The organism is Paucibacter sp. XJ19-41 (assembly GCF_028462495.1).
Taxonomy (GTDB): domain Bacteria; phylum Pseudomonadota; class Gammaproteobacteria; order Burkholderiales; family Burkholderiaceae_C; genus Roseateles_E.
Map to the genome: position 1 here is coordinate 17,994 of NZ_JAQOWX010000024.1, position 18,958 is coordinate 36,951.

The 18,958-nt window shown below is 67.3% G+C and carries 18 protein-coding genes; 11 read left to right on the plus strand and 7 right to left on the minus strand.

Annotated features, from left to right (window positions below; translation table 11 throughout):
• Positions 1-2 precede the first annotated feature (2 nt).
• From PO768_RS08670 to kynB, 7 genes are all read right to left on the minus strand, one after another.
• Positions 3-620 carry a L,D-transpeptidase gene (locus tag PO768_RS08670; RefSeq protein ID WP_272645733.1) on the minus strand — a complete coding sequence of 206 codons (618 nt, stop codon included), beginning with the start codon at positions 618-620 and terminating at the stop codon, positions 3-5.
• 133 nt (positions 621-753) lie between these two features.
• Positions 754-1,554 carry a hypothetical protein gene (locus PO768_RS08675; RefSeq protein WP_272645734.1) on the minus strand — a complete coding sequence of 267 codons (801 nt, stop codon included), beginning with the start codon at positions 1,552-1,554 and terminating at the stop codon, positions 754-756.
• Between the two features lie 137 nt (positions 1,555-1,691).
• Positions 1,692-1,973 (minus strand): hypothetical protein, encoded by a 282-nt coding sequence (locus PO768_RS08680; RefSeq protein ID WP_272645735.1) that lies wholly within the window; start codon positions 1,971-1,973, stop codon positions 1,692-1,694.
• A gap of 208 nt (positions 1,974-2,181) precedes the next feature.
• Entirely contained in the window at positions 2,182-3,993 is a 1,812-nt protein-coding gene (locus tag PO768_RS08685) for an aminopeptidase P family protein (protein WP_272645736.1), read from the minus strand.
• 52 nt (positions 3,994-4,045) lie between these two features.
• On the minus strand, positions 4,046-4,897 hold the full coding sequence (gene kynA / locus PO768_RS08690) for a tryptophan 2,3-dioxygenase (protein ID WP_272645737.1): 852 nt from the start codon (positions 4,895-4,897) through the stop codon (positions 4,046-4,048).
• Entirely contained in the window at positions 4,894-6,207 is a 1,314-nt protein-coding gene (kynU, locus tag PO768_RS08695) for a kynureninase (protein WP_272645738.1), read from the minus strand. Before kynU ends, kynA begins: the two co-directional genes overlap by 4 nt.
• A 14-nt stretch (positions 6,208-6,221) precedes the next feature.
• On the minus strand, positions 6,222-6,857 hold the full coding sequence (kynB, locus tag PO768_RS08700; protein WP_272645739.1) for an arylformamidase: 636 nt from the start codon (positions 6,855-6,857) through the stop codon (positions 6,222-6,224).
• Positions 6,858-7,063: 206 nt separating this feature from the next.
• Here kynB and PO768_RS08705 point away from each other — a divergent pair, with 206 nt between their 5' ends.
• From PO768_RS08705 to PO768_RS08755, 11 genes are all read left to right on the plus strand, one after another.
• Positions 7,064-9,412: a bifunctional salicylyl-CoA 5-hydroxylase/oxidoreductase gene (locus tag PO768_RS08705; RefSeq protein ID WP_272645740.1), complete on the plus strand. Its 2,349-nt coding sequence runs from the start codon at positions 7,064-7,066 to the stop codon at positions 9,410-9,412.
• Position 9,413: 1 nt separating this feature from the next.
• The gene (locus tag PO768_RS08710) at positions 9,414-10,169 is read left to right on the plus strand and encodes an SDR family NAD(P)-dependent oxidoreductase (RefSeq protein WP_272645741.1); all 756 of its coding nucleotides are present in this window, start codon (positions 9,414-9,416) and stop codon (positions 10,167-10,169) included.
• Positions 10,169-10,654 carry a MarR family winged helix-turn-helix transcriptional regulator gene (locus PO768_RS08715; RefSeq protein ID WP_272645742.1) on the plus strand — a complete coding sequence of 162 codons (486 nt, stop codon included), beginning with the start codon at positions 10,169-10,171 and terminating at the stop codon, positions 10,652-10,654. Before PO768_RS08710 ends, PO768_RS08715 begins: the two co-directional genes overlap by 1 nt.
• 5 nt (positions 10,655-10,659) lie before the next feature.
• The gene (locus PO768_RS08720) at positions 10,660-11,592 is read left to right on the plus strand and encodes an enoyl-CoA hydratase family protein (RefSeq protein WP_272645743.1); all 933 of its coding nucleotides are present in this window, start codon (positions 10,660-10,662) and stop codon (positions 11,590-11,592) included.
• Position 11,593: 1 nt separating this feature from the next.
• Positions 11,594-12,739 carry an acyl-CoA dehydrogenase family protein gene (locus PO768_RS08725; RefSeq protein ID WP_272645744.1) on the plus strand — a complete coding sequence of 382 codons (1,146 nt, stop codon included), beginning with the start codon at positions 11,594-11,596 and terminating at the stop codon, positions 12,737-12,739.
• A 12-nt stretch (positions 12,740-12,751) separates the two neighbouring features.
• Entirely contained in the window at positions 12,752-14,377 is a 1,626-nt protein-coding gene (locus tag PO768_RS08730; RefSeq protein ID WP_272645745.1) for an AMP-binding protein, read from the plus strand.
• A 66-nt stretch (positions 14,378-14,443) separates the two neighbouring features.
• A complete protein-coding gene (locus tag PO768_RS08735; protein ID WP_272645759.1) occupies positions 14,444-15,592 on the plus strand; it encodes an ABC transporter substrate-binding protein in 1,149 nt (382 codons plus the stop codon).
• A gap of 7 nt (positions 15,593-15,599) precedes the next feature.
• Positions 15,600-16,520 (plus strand): branched-chain amino acid ABC transporter permease, encoded by a 921-nt coding sequence (locus PO768_RS08740; RefSeq protein ID WP_272645746.1) that lies wholly within the window; start codon positions 15,600-15,602, stop codon positions 16,518-16,520.
• A gap of 2 nt (positions 16,521-16,522) precedes the next feature.
• Positions 16,523-17,488: a branched-chain amino acid ABC transporter permease gene (locus PO768_RS08745; RefSeq protein WP_442953202.1), complete on the plus strand. Its 966-nt coding sequence runs from the start codon at positions 16,523-16,525 to the stop codon at positions 17,486-17,488.
• Positions 17,481-18,245, plus strand: coding sequence for an ABC transporter ATP-binding protein (locus tag PO768_RS08750; RefSeq protein WP_272645747.1), 765 nt, complete (start codon positions 17,481-17,483; stop codon positions 18,243-18,245). Before PO768_RS08745 ends, PO768_RS08750 begins: the two co-directional genes overlap by 8 nt.
• Positions 18,242-18,955 carry an ABC transporter ATP-binding protein gene (locus tag PO768_RS08755; protein ID WP_440402480.1) on the plus strand — a complete coding sequence of 238 codons (714 nt, stop codon included), beginning with the start codon at positions 18,242-18,244 and terminating at the stop codon, positions 18,953-18,955. Before PO768_RS08750 ends, PO768_RS08755 begins: the two co-directional genes overlap by 4 nt.
• Positions 18,956-18,958 lie beyond the last annotated feature (3 nt).

Here is an 18,958-nt window from a genome sequence, read left to right on the forward strand (position 1 = left end):
CGCTAGTGGGCCGGGGCTGCCGCTTCCAGCGCGCCGCCTGCCAGCAGCGCCGGCCGGTTCTCGGGCAGCACATAGACGATGCCGCGCTGCCGGCCCAGCACCGGGCCGACCACGGTCTCGTAGAAGTCCACCGCGACCACCACGCAGCCCAGCGAGATCCGGTTGTCTTCGGGCGTGCCCGATCGCAGCCGCTGGGGGCGACGCTCGCTGGCCGCAGCGGGGCGCACGCGATGAATGGCCAGACCGGCCTCGTAGTCAAACCAGACCACCTGTTCGCCCTGCAGATTGCGGCCGGGTTCGGACGCAAAACGGCCCGCCGGCGTGGTGCGCTCGAAGGGGAGGATTTCGGACGGCGCGCGCTGGCCCACGCCGGGCACCGCATGGTCACCCGGCGCCGAACCCAGCAGCGCCGCTGCGGCGCCCAGCAATCGGCCGTTGCCGGCAAACACATACAGCCGGGCGTCTCGCTTGTCGACGATGGCGAAAGGGCGGCCCTGGTGATCGTGCTGGCTCAGCACCCAGTCGGCCTGGCTGCGGGCCGCCGGCGAGGCGGACTCCCCGGCAAAGTCAGCGCCGGCATGGCAGGTGCCAGCGAGCACAGCGATGCAAAAAACGCCCATCCAGGCTCTGAACCCCATTTCCGCCCCCGTCGTCTGCTGCGTTGCCGCAAACCGGGCTCGGCCCGGTATCGATAGCGGCAATGGTATGCAGGCGGCGGGCTGATCAAGACGGGATCAAGCAGGCCAAGGCCTCTTATCTCCGGCTCAGCTGGGCCGTCGTGACAGGGGCGCGCTGGCTGGGAAGCTTGTCGAACACGGCGTCCAGCGCCTTGAGCTCGGGCAGCACATAGACAACGCCGCGCTGGCTGCGGAAGGTCTTGCGCAGCACGGCCTCGTAAAAGCGCTGCGGCACATTGATGCAGCCGTAGGAGATGCGGTTGTCGGCCGGGCTGGGCGAGGCCAGGCGTTCGAGCCGGCGCTCGCTGGGCTCGAGCGCGCGCACCCGGTGCATGGACACGGCCGCGTCATAGTCCACCCAGATCACATCCTCGCCCATCGTATTGCGACCCGGTTCGGCGATGAAGCGCCCGGCCGGGGTGGTGCGTTCCTCGGGCCGCACCTCGGCAATCGGGCGCTTGCCGATGCCGGCCACGCTGTCGTCACCGACCGCCGCGCCGAGCAGCACCGGACTGGCGCCGAGCAGACGGCCCTGGGCGTCGAACACGAAGACGCGGGCCTCAAGCTTGTCCAGGATGACGAAGGACATCGCGCCATGGTCACCCGAGGCGACGGCCCAGTTGGCGACCCGGCGGGCGGGCTCGGAGGCCGGCTGGGCTCTGAAGTCGGCCAGGCGGGGCGCAACGTCGGAGGGCGATGCTGGCTGGGCGAGCGGCGTGCCGACAAAGGCATTGCTCTTGCGCAGCCCCGAGCCGTCCGGTGGCAGTATCAAGGCCAGGATGGCGGTGCCCAGCAGCAGACCCTGACGGAGCCCGCCCAGCAGTTCGGCACGCGGCGGCAACTCGAAGCGAGGGGGAGGGCGGTAAGGTTTGTACACGGTGCGCAAAGGGGCAGAGCGTGGGGCGCGAAGAAAACAAGGTCCCGAAGCGCAGCGGAATCGGATCCGGGAGGCTTGGGGACCTTGTTCAACCGACGCTGCTCAGAGCGGGCGGCCGAAGATCATGAACACAGCGCTCAGTTGCGATCAGCGCGCGGGGCGCGCTCGGTCAGCGGCGCGTTGTCATTGCTGGTGCCGCTGTTGTATGCCGGGCTTGTGCTCATGGGCGCCGGCGTGCTGTTGTCGACCGGCGGGGTTTGCGTCGACGGTTGCTGGGTGCCTGCTGCCGGCTGCGTCGGCAGGGTCTGGCTGTTGGTGCTCGCCGGGGTCTGTTCCGAGGTCTGCGCATAGGCCAGGCCGATGGCGCCGACCAGGGCCGCTGCAGCAGAAATCGTCGTCAGGGTTTTCGAGACTTTCATGTCATTACTCCTTGATTGAGGTTCTGAGGGCTTCGTCAACAGAAGGCCGTTGGGCCTGACTCAAATCTAGGCTTCTGACCGGGACAGAAGAATCGGAAGGTGGCGCTTGTGCCTGTAGGACTGCGGCTGTCAGCAATTGCTACCGCGATTGGCGGCTGAAACGAAAAAAAGGGGCCGCGAGGCCCCTTGCTGGTGGTGTTGGCGGTCCTCAGATCGCTTGGGTGCGCAGCTGCAGCCAGGCCAGTGCGTCGCCAGCCAAAAGCGGGCTCAGGCGCTGGCGGACGTCGGCGTGATAGTCGTTGAGCCAGGCTATCTCGTCGCTGCGCATCAGGCTCAGGTCGATGCAGCGTGTGTCGATCGGGCACAGGGTCAGCGTCTCGAAGCGCAGCATCTCGCCGAACTGGCCCTGCTCGGGCGTGTCGTGTGGGACGTTGAGGATCAGGTTCTCGATGCGTACGCCCCATTGGCCGGGGCGGTACACGCCGGGCTCGTTGGAGGTGATCATGCCGGGCTCCATCGCCATGTTCGCGTCGGGCACGGCCTTGGAGATGCTTTGCGGACCCTCATGCACATTCATGAAGTAGCCGACACCATGGCCCGTGCCATGGCCGAAGTCCAGGCCATGCTCCCACATCGGCACGCGGGCCAGCGCATCCAGCATCGGGCTCAGCGTGCCGCGCGGGAACACCGCGCGGCTGAGGTTGATCATGCCCTTAAGCACCAGCGTGTAGTCGCGCTTCTGCGCGGCGTTGACCTGGCCGATCGGCCAGACCCGGGTGATGTCGGTCGTGCCGCCCAGGTACTGGGCGCCGGAGTCGATCAGCAGCAGGCCGTCACCCCGGATCTCGGCATGGGACTCCGGCGTGGCGCGGTAGTGCGGCATCGCGCCATTGCTGTTGAAGCCGGCGATGGTCGGGAAGCTCAGGCCCACGAAGCCGGGGCGCTTGACCCGCTCGGCCGTCAGCTTCTCGTCGATGGTGATCTCGGTGATGCGCTCGCCGCGCGCCTGCGCCGCCTCGAACCAGGCGTAGAACTCGCACATCGCGGCGCCGTCCTGTGCCATGGCCTCGCGCACGAAGCCGGCCTCGGCCGCAGTCTTGCGGCTCTTGGCCAGGGTGCTGGGGTTGATGGACTCGACCACGCGCACCTGGTCGGGAGCCGCCTCGCGCAGGCCCAGCGTCACGCGCTTGGGGTCCAGCAGCAGCACGGCCTCGGCGGGCAGGGCGGCCAGGGCCTGCGGCGCCTGGGCATAGTCGGCCAGGCCGACGCCGTCGGCCGCCAGGCGGGCCTGCAGCTCGGCCGGCAGCTTGCCGGCGCCGACGAACAGCGTGGCGCTGTGGGCATCGAGCAGCAGATGGGCCAGGAAAACCGGGTTGTAGTCGACGTCGGCGCCGCGCAGGTTCAGCAGCCAGGCGACATCGTCGACGGTCGAGATGAAGTGATGGCTGGCACCCTTGGCCGCCATGCCGGCGCGCACCTGGGCCAGCTTGTCGGCGCGGCTGACGGCCGCGTGCGGCGGCAGGTGTTCATAGATGGCCGCAGCGGGCAGGCCGGCCCGGCCCTCCCAGGCGGACTCGACCACATCGACATCGGTGCGCAGCTTGATGCCGGCACGCAGCATCGCGGCGCGCAGCTGCTGGGCCAGCGCCAGGCCCAGCACCTGGCCGTCCACCGCCAGGGCCTGGCCCGGCTGCAGCTGCTCGGCGATCCACTCGATGTAGTGGGTGGCCGCTCCGGTCGGAATCTTGACCAAGTCGACGCCGGTGCCGGCAAGTTCGCGCTCGGCCTGCGACCAGTAGCGGCTGTCGGCGAACACCGCAGCTCGCTCCAGCGTCACGACCAGCGTGCCCATCGAGCCGCTGAAGCCCGACAGCCATTGCCGGCCCTGCCAGCGCTCGGGCAGGTACTCGGACAGATGGGGGTCGGCCGAGGGCACGAGGGCGGCATGGGTGCCGCTGGCACGCAGGGCGTCGCGCACGCGCTCGATGCGCAGGGTGATGGGGGAGCTGCGGGTGTCCATGATGTCTCCGGCATGGCGCCTCGTGAGCGCCGTTGTGGGCTGAGCCGCGATTCTAGAGCTCGGTGCGCAGGGTCCAGAGTTCGGGGAACAGCACCACGTCCAGCATCTTGCGCAGATAGCTGACGCCGCCAGTGCCGCCGGTGCCGCGCTTGAAGCCGATCACCCGCTCCACTGTCGTCACATGGCGGAAGCGCCAGAGCCGGAAGGCGTCTTCCAGATCGACCAGCTCCTCGCCCATCTGGTACAGATCCCAATAGGCCTTCGGGTCGCGGTAGACCTGCAGCCAGGCGGCCTGCACGCCCTCGTCGGCCGCATAGGGTTGGGTCCAGTCGCGCGCGGTGTGGCTGGCGGGCAGGGCGATGCCGCGCCGGGCCATCAGGCGCAGGACCTCGTCGTACAGCGACGGCATCTCGTAGGCCTGCTGCACGGCGGCCAGCAGATCGGGCCGGTGCGCATGGGGCTTGAGCATGGCCGCGTTCTTGTTGCCCAGCATGAACTCGATCTGCCGGTACTGCGCGCTCTGGAAGCCGCTGCTATTGGACAGATAGGGCCGGATCGCGCTGTACTCGGGCGGCGTCATCGTGCCGAGCACATCCCAGGCATGGACCAGCTGCTCCATGATGCGCGAGACCCGGGCCAGCATCTTGAAGGCCTCGGGCAGTTGGTCGGCCGCGACATGGCGCACGGCGCCATGCAGCTCGTGCAGCATCAGCTTCATCCACAGCTCCGAGGTCTGGTGCTGGACGATGAAGAGCATCTCGTTGTGGTCGGGCGACAGCGGATGCTGGGCGGACAGCACCTGGTCGAGGTGCAGATAGTCGCCGTAGCTCATGTCCTTGGAGAAGTCGAGCTGGGCGCCTTCTTCCTTGACGACGTTTTCGGTGTGATGGAGAGGGCAACTCATGTGACCGCCGACTTCTCGTTGAAACGTGCCTCTTGCCATTCGCCGCTGGCCAGTACCTGGCGCAGATGTTCGATGGCGTCCCAGACCTCGGCGAAGCCGATGTACAGCGGCGTGAAGCCGAAGCGCAGGATGTGCGGCACCTGGTCCAGCCGGGCCGGATCACCGGCGCGGAAATCGCCGATCACGCCGCGCGCAATCAGGGCCTGGACCACGGCGTAACCGGCCTGCTCCAGCGGTGCCTTCAGCGCCAGGCAGACCTGGCTGCCGCGCCGTGCCGGCTCGCGCGGCGAGACGACGTAGACGCCCAAGTCTTTGTCGGATTTGGCGCCACAGCGCTGCTCGGCCAGTGCCGCGAAGGCCTCGGTCAGCGCCAGCGACTTCTCGCGCAGTGCCGCCATGCCGCCCAGCGGCTCGGCCGCCAGCACGGTGTCGACCCCGCATTCCAGCGCCGAGGTCGCGATCACCGAGGGCGTGCCGCAGACATAGCGCCGCACGCCGGGCGCGGGCTGATAGCCGGGCGTGAACTGGAAGGGCGCGGCATGGCCCATCCAACCCGACAGCGGCTGCCAGAAACGGTCGGTGTGACGCGGGTGAACCCAGACGAAGGCCGGCGCGCCGGGGCCGCCGTTCAGGTATTTGTAGCCGCAGCCGATTGCGAAGTCGGCATTGGCACCGTTCAGGTCCACCGGCACCGCGCCGGCCGAATGGGCCAGGTCCCAGACGGTCAGCGCGCCGGCGGCTTGCGCGGCGGCGGTCAGCGCCGCCATATCGTGGCGGTAACCGGTGCGGTAGTTGACCTCGGTGAGCATCAGCACGGCCAACTCGGCGTTCAGCGTCGCCGGAATCTCGTCCACGCTGTCCACCAGTTTCAAGGTCAGGCCATGCTGGGCGCACAGGCTCTCGGCGATATAGAGATCGGTCGGGAAATTGCTGCGCTCGGAGACGATCAGCTTGCGCTCAGGGGCGTCGGCCTGCGCGATGCGGATCGCGGCGGCCAGCACCTTGTAGAGGTTCAGCGAGGTCGAGTCCGCAACGATCAGCTCGCCCGGCGCCGCGCCCACCAGGCGGGCAATCTTGTCGCCGACCCGCTCGGGCAGGTGCATCCAGTCGGCCGTGTTCCAGCTCTTGATCAGGTCCTGCCCCCATTCCCGGGTGATCACATCCTGCACGCGGGCGGCGGTGGCCTTCGGCAGCACGCCCAGCGAATTGCCGTCCAGATAGATCACGCCGGCGGGCAGATCGAACTGGGCTTTCAGGCCGCGCAGCGGATCGGCGGCGTCGCGCGCCAGCGCTTCATCTCTTGTCTTCATCGTCAACTCCAGCTTCAAAGTGCGCGCAGGACGGCGCGCACGGGGGATGCACAGGCGCCGGCCAGCTTCAGCGGCAGCGCGATCAATTCATAGTCGCCCTCGGCCACCTCGTCGAGCACCAGGTTCTCCAGCACGCGCAGGTCCAGCCGCAGCAGCTGCTGGTGGCTGTCCAGGCTCTTGCTGCTGGCCGGGTCGACCGAGGGTGTGTCCAGGCCGATCAGGCGCACGCCCTGCGCGGCCAGCCATTCGACGGTGTCTGGGGCGTAGGCGGTGAAGTCCGGGTTCCAGACGTTGTCGGCCTTCTCGCAGCAGCGCACCAGCACGCGCGGCGGCAGGTCCGCCGCCGCATGCTGCAGATGGGCTATGCGGATCAGCGGTCCGCAATTGATGGCATGGATCACGCGGCAGGGGCCCAGATAGGCGTCGAGATCGACCTCGGCCGCGCTGGCCACGCCGTCCGCGTAGTGCAGCGGTGCGTCGGCATGCGCGCCGACATGGGGCGACATCGTGATCGCGCTCAGATTGACCGGACAAACCGGCTCAAGCGTCGACAGCCGCGCGGTCCAGCGCAGCGCATAGGGCTCGTCGCCCGGGAAGATGGGCGAATCGCTCGCCACGACGGGGGAAATATCCCAGAGGCGTCGTTTCATGGAGGACTCCTTTTCAACAGCGGCGGCACCTTAACAAGGCGGCTGTGACCGTGGTGTCGGTTAATTCCAACAGGACGGAAAGACGTGATCCGTCGCATGTTTCACAGCCTGGCATCGCGGGTAAGTCCCGAGTTTGGCACAGGCCGAAAGTAATTGACACCTAAACTATCGATGCCTAAAGTTGGCGCAACTCTGGAGATCCAGGAATGCGCATCACCTGCATAGGCGGCGGTCCCGCCGGTCTGTATTTCGCGCTGCTGATGAAGCAGCAGAACCCGGCCAACGAGGTCACCGTGCTGGAGCGCAACCGAGCCGGCGACACCTTCGGCTGGGGCGTGGTGTTCTCCGACCAGACCTTGGCGGCGCTGCGCGAGGCCGACCCCAAGACGGCCGGGCAGATCCTCGACGCCTTCAACCACTGGGACGATATCGCCGTCCACATCAAGGGCAGCACCCAGGTCTCGGGCGGCCACGGCTTCTGCGGCATCGGCCGCATGAAATTGCTGAATATCCTGCAGGACCGCTGTACCGAGCTGGGGGTGAACATCCGCTACCAGAGCGATGTGCAGGATGACGCCGATATCGACGCCGACCTGATCATCGCGGCCGACGGTCTGAACAGCCGGGTGCGCACGAAATACGCCGCCACCTACCAGCCCGATATCGATCTGCGCCAGTGCCGCTTTGTGTGGCTGGGTACGACCAAGCTCTTCGACGCCTTCACCTTCGACTTCCAGCAAACCCAGTGGGGCTGGTTCCAGGCCCATGCCTACCGCTTCGACGAGACACACTCGACCTTCATCGTCGAGGCGCCCGAGTCGGTCTGGCAGGCCGCCGGCCTGGAAGCGATGAGCAAGGAGGAGGGCATTGCCTTCTGTGAAAAACTGTTCGCCAAGGTGCTGGACGGCCACCCACTGATCTCCAACGCCTCGCATCTGCGCGGCTCGGCGCAGTGGATACGCTTCCCACGCGTGGTCTGCAAGCGCTGGGTGCATTACAACGGCCGCGCGCCGGTGGTGCTGATGGGCGATGCGGCCCACACCGCGCATTTCTCGATCGGCTCCGGCACCAAGCTGGCGCTGGAGGATGCCATCGGCCTGGCGCGGGACATCGGCGCCCACGGCGGCGACCTGACAGCGGCGCTGCAGCACTACGAGGCCACCCGCGGCATCGAGGTGCTGCGCATCCAGAACGCCGCGCGCAATTCGACCGAGTGGTTCGAGAACGTAGCCCGCCACGCGAATCTCGAGCCCGAACAGTTCGCCTACTCGCTGCTGACCCGATCGCAGCGCATCTCGCATGAGAACCTGCGGCTGCGCGATGCCGGCTATGTCGAGCGCTTCGAGCAGTGGCTGGGTCAGCGCAGCGGCATCGCCAAGGCCGTGCCGCCGATGTTCACGCCGTTCACGCTGAAGGGCCTGACGCTGAAAAACCGCGTCGTCGTCTCGCCGATGGCGCAGTACTCCTGCGTTGACGGCCTGCCCGGCGACTACCACCTGACCCATCTGGGCGCGCGCGCGATGGGCGGTGCCGGCCTGGTGTTTGCCGAAATGACCTGCCCATCGGCCGATGGGCGCATCACGCCGGGCTGCCCGGGCCTCTACACCGACGAGCAGGGCGCCGCGTGGCAGCGCATCGTCGATTTCGTTCACGCCCACAGCACGGCGAAGATCGCGATCCAGATCGGCCATGCCGGCGCCAAGGGCTCGACCCGGGTGGCCTGGGAGGGCATTGACCAGCCCTTGGAGAGTGGCAACTGGCCGCTGATCTCCGCCTCGCCCCAGCAGTATCTGGACGGGGTCAGCCAGGTCTCGCGGGCGATGACGCGCGCCGATATGGACTGGGTACGCGATGATTTCGTCTCCGCCACCAAACGCGCGCTGGCGGCCGGTTTCGACTGGCTGGAGCTGCATTGCGCCCACGGCTACCTGCTCTCCAGCTTCATCTCGCCGCTGACCAACCAGCGCAGCGACGAGTACGGCGGCGCGCTGGAAAACCGCCTGCGCTATCCGCTGGAGGTGTTCGCCGCGATGCGCGCGATCTGGCCGCAAGACAGGCCCATGTCGGTGCGGATCTCGGCGCACGACTGGGTCGAGGGTGGCATCACTCCTGAAGACGCAGTGCAGATCGCTGCGGCCTTCAAAGCGGCCGGCGCCGACCTGATCGACGTGTCCTCGGGCCAGGTCAGCAAGAAGGAAAAGCCGACCTATGGCCGCATGTGGCAGACGCCGTTCTCCGAGAGCATCCGCAACCGCGTCGGCATCGCGACGATCGCGGTCGGTGCGATCTCCGAGGCCGATCATGTCAACAGCATCATCGCGGCCGGCCGTGCCGATCTGTGCGCGATCGCCCGCCCGCATCTGGCCAACCCGGCCTGGACGCTGACCGAAGCAGCGCGCATCGGCTACCTGGGCGCCCAAGGGGTGGACTGGCCGCAGCAGTACCAGTCCGGCAAGCTGCAGATGGAGCGCGAGTTCGAGCGGCAGCGGGCCCAGGCGGCGGCCGGCGCGGGCATGTCGGCGCTGGAGCAGGTCAACAAGGCCTTGGGAGTTTGATGTGACTGAACTTCAAGGTCTGCATGCGGTGGTGACCGGCGGCGGCAGCGGCATCGGCGCGGCGGTGGCGGCGCGCCTGTTGGCGGCGGGTGCGCGCGTCACGCTGATGGGCCGCAATCTGGAAAAGCTTCAGGCGCAACAGCGCGTGCTGGGTGGCGATGTCGTGCCGCAGACCGTCGACATCGGCGACGAGGCCAGCGTGAAAGCGGCCTTTGCCGCGGTAGGGCCGGTCGACATCCTGGTCAACAACGCCGGCCAGGTCGAGACCGCGCCCTTGCATCGCACCAGCCTGGCGTTGTGGCAGCAGATGCTCAATGTCAATCTGACCGGCACTTTTCTGTGCTCGCGCGAGGTGATGGCGGGCATGAGCGAGCGCGGCTTCGGCCGCATCATCAATGTGGCCAGCACCGCCGCGCTGAAGGGCTATGCCTATGTGGCGGCCTATTGCGCGGCCAAGCATGGCGTGCTCGGGCTGACGCGGGCGATGGCGCTGGAGCTGGCTCGCAAGGGCGTGACGGTTAACGCCGTCTGCCCCGGCTATACCGAGACCGATATCGTCGCTCAGGCGGTGGCGACGATCAGCGAGAAGACGGGCCGCAGCGCCGAGGCCGCGCGTGCCGAGTTGGCCGCCAGCAATCCACAGGGTCGGTTGGTGCAGCCCGAGGAAGTGGCCGCCAGCGTGCTGTGGCTGGCGCGGCGCGACAGTGCTGCGATCACCGGCCAGGCGATCGCGGTCTGCGGCGGGGAGCTGATGTGATGCTGGATGAGAGCCCCGACATCGAGTCGCGCGTCAATGACCAGGACCACCAGGCGCTGAAGCTGTGGCTGCGCTTGCTGGCCTGCACGACGCGCATCGAGGACCAGATCCGCCAGCGCCTGCGCCACGATTTCGCGACCACCTTGCCGCGCTTCGATCTGCTGGCACAGCTGGAACGGCACCCGCAAGGCCTGGCGATGCGCGAGCTCTCGCAGCGCCTGATGGTGACCGGCGGCAATGTCACCGGCATCACCGACCAGCTGGAGGCCGAAGGCCTGGTGCAGCGCGAGCCCCATGCGACCGACCGCCGCTCCTACACCGTCAAGCTGACGCCGGCCGGCAAGCGCCAGTTCAAGCGCATGGCTGCGACTCACGAGGGCTGGATCGTCGAGCTCCTCAGCGGCTGGAGCGCCGAGGAGAAGGCCCAGGTTTATGCACTACTGGCGGGTCTGAAGACCCATCTGGCCGAGACAACGAGGAAGTGAGCGATATGGACAAGCACTTGATAACCGGCAATCGCCGCAGCCTGGCGGGCTTTGCGCCGCAGCACTTTGGCTGGCGCCAGGAGGGCGCGGTTGGCGTGATCACGCTGAACCGGCCCGAGCGCAAGAATCCGTTGACCTTCGAGTCCTATGCCGAGCTGCGCGATCTGTTCCGCACGCTGAGCTATGTGGACGAGGTCGGCGTCATCGTCGTGCAGGGCGCTGGCGGCAATTTCTGCTCCGGCGGCGATGTGCACGAGATCATCGGCCCGCTGACAAAGATGAGCATGCCGGATCTGCTGGCCTTCACCCGCATGACGGGCGATCTGGTCAAGGCGATGCGCGCCTGCCCGCAGCCGGTGATCTCGGCCATCGACGGCGTCTGCGCCGGCGCCGGCGCCATCATCGCGATGGCCTCGGACCTGCGCCTCGGCACCGCGCGCAGCAAGACCGCTTTTTTGTTCACCCGCGTCGGCCTGGCCGGCTGCGATATGGGCGCCTGCGCCATCCTGCCGCGCATCGTCGGCCAGGGTCGCGCTTCGGACCTGCTGTATTCGGGCCGCAGCCTCGGNGCCGGCTGCGATATGGGCGCCTGCGCCATCCTGCCGCGCATCGTCGGCCAGGGTCGCGCTTCGGACCTGCTGTATTCGGGCCGCAGCCTCGGCGGCGAGGAGGGCCTGAGCTGGGGCTTCATGAACCGGCTGGCCGAGCCCGAAGCGCTGGAAGCGACCGCGCTGGCCTGGGCCGCACAGATCGCCGAAGGGCCGGGCTTCGGCCATGCGATGACCAAGAAGATGCTGCACCAGGAATGGGCCATGGGCGTCGACGAGGCGATCGAGTCCGAGGCACAGGCCCAGGCGATCTGCATGATGACCCGGGATTTTCATCGTGCGTATCACGCCTTTGTCGCCAAGCAGCGACCCGTCTTCGAGGGCAACTGAGATGCATCAGAAACACCTGGCCTGGCCCTTCTTCGACGACAAGCACCGTGCACTGGCACGCGAGCTGGATGCCTGGTGCGCCACGCACCTGGATCATGCACACGGGGAGGACGATGTCGACGCCCAGTGCAAGCAACTGGTCAAGGCCCTGGGCGCGGCCGGCTGGCTGAACCACGCGGTGGCCGGCGAGGGCGAGGCCATCGACACGCGGGCGATCTGCCTGCTGCGCGAGACCTTGGCGCGCTACAACGGTCTGGCCGATTTCGCCTTCGCGATGCAGGGCCTGGGCTCGGGCGCGATCTCGCTGATGGGCACGCCGGCGCAGCGCGAGCGCTATCTGCCCCGTGTGGCCCGGGGTGAGGCGCTGGCGGCGTTTGCGCTGTCCGAGCCCGAGGCGGGCTCCGATGTCGCGGCGATGCTGTGCAGCGCCACCGAAGACGGCGACGGCTATCTGCTGAACGGCGAGAAGACCTGGATTTCCAACGGGGGCATCGCGGATTTCTATGTGCTGTTCGCGCGCACGGGTGAGGCGCCCGGTTCGCGCGGCATCAGCGCCTTCATCGTCGACGCAGGCCTGCCTGGCTTCGAGATCGCCGAGCGCATCGACGTGATCGCCCCGCATCCGCTGGCGCGGCTGAAGTTCACGAACTGCCGCGTGGCCAAGAGCCAGATGATCGGCGCGCCGGGCGAGGGCTTCAAGGTGGCGATGCGCACGCTGGATGTGTTCCGCACCTCGGTGGCCGCCGCCGCGCTGGGCTTTGCGCGGCGCGCCTTGCAGGAAGGTTTGCGCCAGTCGCACGAGCGGCAGATGTTTGGCGCGACTCTTGCTGACCTCCCGCTGACGCAGGCCAAGCTGGCCGAGATGGCCTGCACGGTGGACAGCTCGGCCCTCTTGGTCTACCGCGCCGCCTGGCAGCGCGACCAAGGCCACAACATCACCCGCGAAGCGGCGATGGCCAAGCTGATGGCCACCGAAGGCGCGCAGCAGGTGATCGACGCGGCCGTGCAGTTGCATGGTGGCTGCGGTGTGCGGCGCGGCGAGATCGTCGAGTCGCTGTACCGCGAGATCCGCGCGCTGCGGATCTACGAGGGGGCCAGCGAAGTACAGCAGTTGATCATCGGTCGAGACCTACTGAAAAACGGTTGAAGAGAAGACGACATGAGCTACACCGCCCACCTGGATACCTTTGCACGCGACAACCTCCCGCCCAAGGACCAGTGGCCGGAGCTGGTGTTCGATCTGCCCGAGCTGCAATTTCCCGAGCGGCTGAACTGCGCGCACGAACTGCTGGACCGCTGGGTCGAGCAGGGGCAGGGCGAGCGGCTGTGCATGCAAGGCGCTGGGGTGCGCTGGACCTATGCAGAGCTGCAAGCCCAGGCCAACCGCATCGCCCGCGTGTTGGTCGAGGATCTGGGCGTGGTGCCCGGCAACCGGGTGCTGCTGCGCGGTGCGAACACACCGCAGATGGCGGCCTGCTGGTTTGCGATCATGAAGGTCGGCGCCATCGCGGTCGCGACGATGCCGCTGCTGCGCGCCAAGGAGCTTTGCCAGGTCATACAGAAGGCGGAGATCAGTCATGCCTTGTGTGATTCAAGACTATGGGATGAGTTGCTCCAAGCGCTGGAGCATTGCCCGACTGTGGTGACGTGGACTCCTTATCGGAGCGAGGATATGGACGGTCTTGAAGCCATGGCGGCGACCAAGAGCGTTCAGTTCACCAACGTCGATACCGCCGCCGACGACTGCTGCATCATCGCCTTCACCTCGGGCACGACCGGCGAGCCCAAGGGCACGATGCACTTCCACCGCGATGTGATGGCGATCTGCCGCTGCTGGCCGCCCCATGTCTTGCGGCCCGTGGCGTCGGACATCTTCATCGGCAGCCCGCCGCTGGCCTTCACATTCGGCCTGGGTGGCCTGGTGCTGTTCCCGATGAGCGTCGGCGCCTCGACCGTGCTGCTTGAAAAAGCCGGGCCCGACGCCCTGCTGCCGGCCATCGCCCAGTACCGCGCCACCGTCTGCTTCACCGCGCCGACCTCGTACCGGGTGATGGCTTCCCAAGTGGGCGCGCACGATATCGCCAGCCTGCGCAAATGCGTCAGCGCCGGCGAGGCGCTGCCGGCCGCCACCCGGCAGCTGTGGAAGGAGGCCACCGGCATCGAGATGATCGACGGCATCGGCGCCACCGAGCTGCTGCACATCTTCATCTCGCACACCGAGGCGCAGGCCAAGCCCGGCGCCACCGGCACACCGGTGCCCGGCTACCGCGCCTGCGTGATGGACGACGAGGGCCAGGTCTTGCCCCCGGGGCAGATCGGCAAGCTGGCCGTCCAGGGGCCGACCGGCTGCCGCTACCTGGCCGACGCCCGCCAGGGCCAGTATGTGAAGAACGGTTGGAACCTGACTGGCGACGCCTATCTGATCGACGCTGAGGGCTTCTTCGTCTACCAGTCCCGCACCGACGACATGATCGTCTCGGGCGGCTACAACATCGCCGGCCCCGAGGTCGAGAGCGCCTTGCTGGCCCACCCCAAGGTGGCCGAGTGCGGCGTGGTCGGCGTGCTTGATGCCGAGCGCGGCCAGATCGTCAAGGCCTTTGTCGTGCTGCGTCCCGGTGTGCAGGAGCAGCTGGGGCAAGACCCGACTCTGGTGCGCGAGCTGCAGGACTATGTGAAGGCGAACATCGCCCCCTACAAATACCCCCGTGCGATAGAGTTCCGCGCCAGCCTGCCACGCACCGAGACCGGCAAGCTGCAACGATTCCGTCTGCGCCAAGAAGGCTGAACCATCCACCCCACCCCTACGGAGATTGGTATGAAGAAGAAAAACCTTGCTGTTCTGTATGCCGCGATGATGTTGGGACTGACAGCAGCCGGCGGCAGCGCCTGGGCGGCGGACAAGGTCAAGATCGGCCTGCTGTCCACGCTGTCCGGCCCCGGCGCCGGCCTGGGCGTGGATATTCGCGACGGTTTCAATCTGGCCGTCAAGCATGCGGGTGGCAAGTTCGGCGGTCTGCCGGTCGAGGTGATCACGGCCGACGACCAGCAGAACCCCGATGTCGCGAAGCAGACCTCGGAGCGCCTGCTCAAGCGCGACAAGGTCGACTTCATGACCGGCATCGTGTTCTCCAACATCATGCTGGCGGTAGGCCCCAGCGTGTTCGACAGCAAGACGCCCTATGTATCAGCCAATGCCGGCCCCTCGCAGTACGCCGGCGAGCAGTGCAACCCGTACTTCTTCAACGTCGCCTGGCAGAACGACAATCTGCACGAGGCCGTCGGCAAGACGGTGACGGACAAGGGCTTCAAGAAGGTCGTCGTGCTGGCGCCCAACTATCCGGCCGGCAAGGACGCGATCACCGGCTTCAAGCGCTTCTACAAGGGCGCGGTGGCCGATGAGATCTACACCAAGCTCGGCCAGCTGGACTACTCGGCCGAGCTGGCCCAGGCTCGCGCCGCCAAGCCTGATGCGATGTACATCTTCTTGCCGGGCGGCATGGGCATCAACTTCATCAAGCAGTTCGTCGGCGCCGGCCTGTCCAAGGATGTGACCCTGTTCGGCCCCGGTTTCTCGGCCGACGAGGATGTGATCAAGGCCGTCGGCGAGCCGATGCTGGGCATGTTCAACAGCTCGCACTGGGCGCACGACATGGACAACCCGGCCAACAAGAAGTTCGTTGCCGACTTCCTGAAGGACTACGGCCGCATGCCTTCGCTGTATGCCAGCCAGGGCTATGACGCGGCGCAGTCGATTGCCGCCGCAGTGCGGGATGTCAAGGGCAAGATCGAGGACAAGGACGCGGTGCTGAAGGCATTGAAGGCCGCCAAGTTCGACTCGGTGCGCGGGCCCTTCAAGTACAACAACAACCAGTACCCGGTACAGGACTACTACCTGCGCGTGATCACCAAGGACACGCAGGGCCGTGTGACCAACAAGACACTCGGCAAGATCTTCAGCAACCATGCGGATGCCTACGCAAGCAGCTGCAAGATGAAGTAAGCCTCGGATGGACTGGATCCTCGTTGTCGAGCAGGCCTTGAACGGCCTGCAGTTCGGGTTGATGCTGTTCCTGCTGGCCGCCGGCTTGACGCTGGTGTTCGGCATCATGGACATGATCAACCTGGCCCATGGTTCGCTGTACATGGTCGGCGCCTATCTGATGGCGGCCGTGACCGAGGCCAGCGGGTCCTTCGGCCTGGGCATCGCTGCGGCGCTGGTCGGCACGGCCGCCTTTGGCATGCTGCTGGAGGTGAGCCTGCTGCGCCGGCTCTACGCCCGCGATCATCTGAGCCAGGTGCTGGCGACCTTCGCGCTGATCCTGATCTGCAACGAGGGCGTGCGCATGATCTGGGGTGCGCAGCCGGTGCTTTTGAACACGCCGGCCGCGCTGTCGGGCCCGGTCGAGTTGCTGCCCGGCCTGATGTATCCGGCCTACCGGCTGCTGATCATCGGTGTCGGGCTGGCAGTGGCGGGGCTGCTCTACCTGCTGGTCACGCGCACCCGCATCGGCATGTGGGTGCGTGCCGGGGCCTCGAACCGCGCGATGGCCACCGCGATGGGGGTCAATATCCGCTGGTTGTTCACGGCGGTGTTCGGCTTCGGCGCGGCACTGTGCGCGCTGGCCGGCTCGCTCTTGGGGCCCATCCTGGCGGTGCAGGTGGGCATGGGCGAGAGCATCCTGATCCTGGCCTTTGTCGTGATCGTGATCGGCGGCATCGGCTCGATCCGTGGCGCCCTGGTCGGTGCGCTGCTGGTGGGCCTGGTCGATACCTGCAGCCGCACCTTGCTGCCGGCCTTGCTGCGCCAACTGGCTTCGGCCGAGGTGGCCTCGAATCTGGGACCGGCGCTGGCGTCGATCCTGATCTATGTCTTGATGGCGGCGGTGTTGTTCTGGAAGCCGCAGGGCCTGTTCCCTGCCCGAGGATGATGATGAATATGCGGATCAGTCAACTCCATCATCGCGGCCTGGGTCTGTGGACCTGGCCCTTGCTGGCCCTGCTGGCGGCACTGCCGCCGCTGCTGACGGCATTCGGCCTGGAGTTCTATATCGGCGTGGCCAGCCGGCTGCTGATCTTCGCGATCGCCGCGTCCAGCCTGAACCTGATCCTGGGCTTTGGCGGCATGGTCAGTTTCGGCCATGCGGCTTTTGTCGGCCTGGGTGCCTACACGGTGGGCATCCTGATGGACGCCGGCGTGGCCTCGGCCTGGATTGCCTGGCCGGCGGCGATGCTGGTGTCGGGCCTGGCCGCCGCGCTGATCGGCGCGATCAGCCTGCGCACCCGGGGCGTCTACTTCATCATGATCACGCTGGCCTTCGCCCAGATGTTCTATTACCTGGTGATCTCGCTGAAGGCCTATGGCGGCGAGGACGGCTTGCCGCTGCCCGCGCGCTCGGCCCTGGGTGTCGATCTGAAGGACGACGCGATCTTCTTCTGGGTCGTGCTGACGCTGTTTGTTGCGGTGATGGGCCTGCTGCAGCGCCTGGTCAACTCGCCCTTCGGCTGGCTGCTGCAGGGCATCAAGGAAAACGAGACCCGCATGGGCGCGGTCGGCGCCCGCGTGTTTGCGGTGCAGTGGCAGGCCTTCGTGCTGGCCGGCGCGATCGCCGGGTTGGCCGGCGCGCTGCTGGCCAATCTGAACGGCCTGGTGACGCCGCACACCATGCACTGGTCGCAATCGGGCCAGCTGATGATCATGGTCATCCTCGGCGGCGCCGGTTCGCTCTGGGGCGGGGCGCTGGGCGCGGCGGCCTTCCTGCTGCTGGAAGAAGTGCTCGCCGGTTACACCCTGCATTGGCAGATGGCGCTGGGCGTGGTGTTGCTGGGCGTGGTGCTGTTCGCGCCCCAGGGCCTGGTCGGGATGTTCAAGCGTAGAAGGAAGACCGCCCATGGCTGAGCCGCTGCTGAAAGTCGAGTCCCTGGTCAAGCGCTTCGGCGCGCTGGCCGCCACCGACCATGCCTCCTTCGAGGTGCGCGCCGGCGAGGTCCATGCGCTGATCGGCCCGAACGGCGCCGGCAAGACCACCTTGATACACCAGATCTCCGGGGCGATGGCCTCGGATGCCGGCCTTATCCACTTTGCCGGGCAAGACCTGACCCCTGTCGGCATGGCCGCCCGAGTGCGCGCCGGCCTGGTGCGCTCCTACCAGATCACCAGCATCTTCAAGCGCTTCTCGGTGCTGGACAACCTGGCGCTGGCGGTGCAGGCGCGCCGGCCGGGTCAGCCGAGCTGGTGGCGTGCGGCCGTCAAGGACGAAGCCGCCTATGCCGAGGCTTCTGCGCTGCTGGAGCGCATCGCCCTGGGCCGGCATGCAGACCGACCTGCCGGTAGCCTGGGCCATGGCGAGCAGCGCCAGCTGGAAGTGGGCCTGGCCCTGGCCGCGCGGCCGCGCCTGCTGCTGCTGGACGAGCCGATGGCGGGCATGGGGCCGGACGAATCGGAGCGCATGGTCGAGCTGCTGCAATCCTTGCGCGCGCAAGACCTGACCCTGCTTCTGGTGGAACATGACATGGACGCGGTGTTCCGGCTGGCCGACCGCATCTCCACTTTGGTTTTTGGCAAGGTCATCGCCAGCGGCACGCCGGCCGAGATCCGCGAGCATCCCGAGGTCAAGAAGGCCTATCTGGGTGATGAGATGGAGGCGGCGCTGTGAGCGAAGCCATTCTCGAGATCAGCGGGCTGGAAGCCTGCTACGGCAGCAGCCAGGTGCTGTTCGGCCTGGACCTGCAGATCAGGGCCGGCGAGGTCGTGACCCTGCTGGGCCGCAATGGCATGGGCAAGAGCACCACGCTGCGCTGCCTGACCGGCTGGATGGCCCCGAGCCAGGGCCGCATCCGCTTCGCTGGCCAGGACGTCACCGGCTGGAGTGCCGACCGCATCGCGCGCCTGGGCCTGGCCATCGTGCCGGAGGGCCGGCAGATCTTCCCCAACCTGTCGGTGCGCGAGCATCTGCAGGCCTTTGCCGGCAACCGCAGCGGCGCGAGCCAGCCCTGGGATGTCGAGCGGGTGTTCGAGCTGTTCCCGCGGTTGCGCGAGCGGGCCTCGAATATGGGCAACCAGCTCTCCGGCGGCGAGCAGCAAATGCTGGCCATCGGCCGGGCGCTGGTGACCAACCCCAAGCTGATGATTCTGGACGAGGCCACCGAGGGCCTGGCCCCGCTGATACGCGAGGAGATCTGGCGCTGCCTGGATCGGCTGCGCGAGGCCGGCCAGACGATTCTGGTGGTGGACAAGTATGTGCGGCGCCTGATCCGCCTGGCCGACCGGCACAGCATCCTGGAGCGCGGCAAGGTGGTCTGGGCCGGCGACTCGGCCGCGCTGGATGCCGACCACGGCCTGTGGCAGCGTTATCTGGGGGTCTGAGCG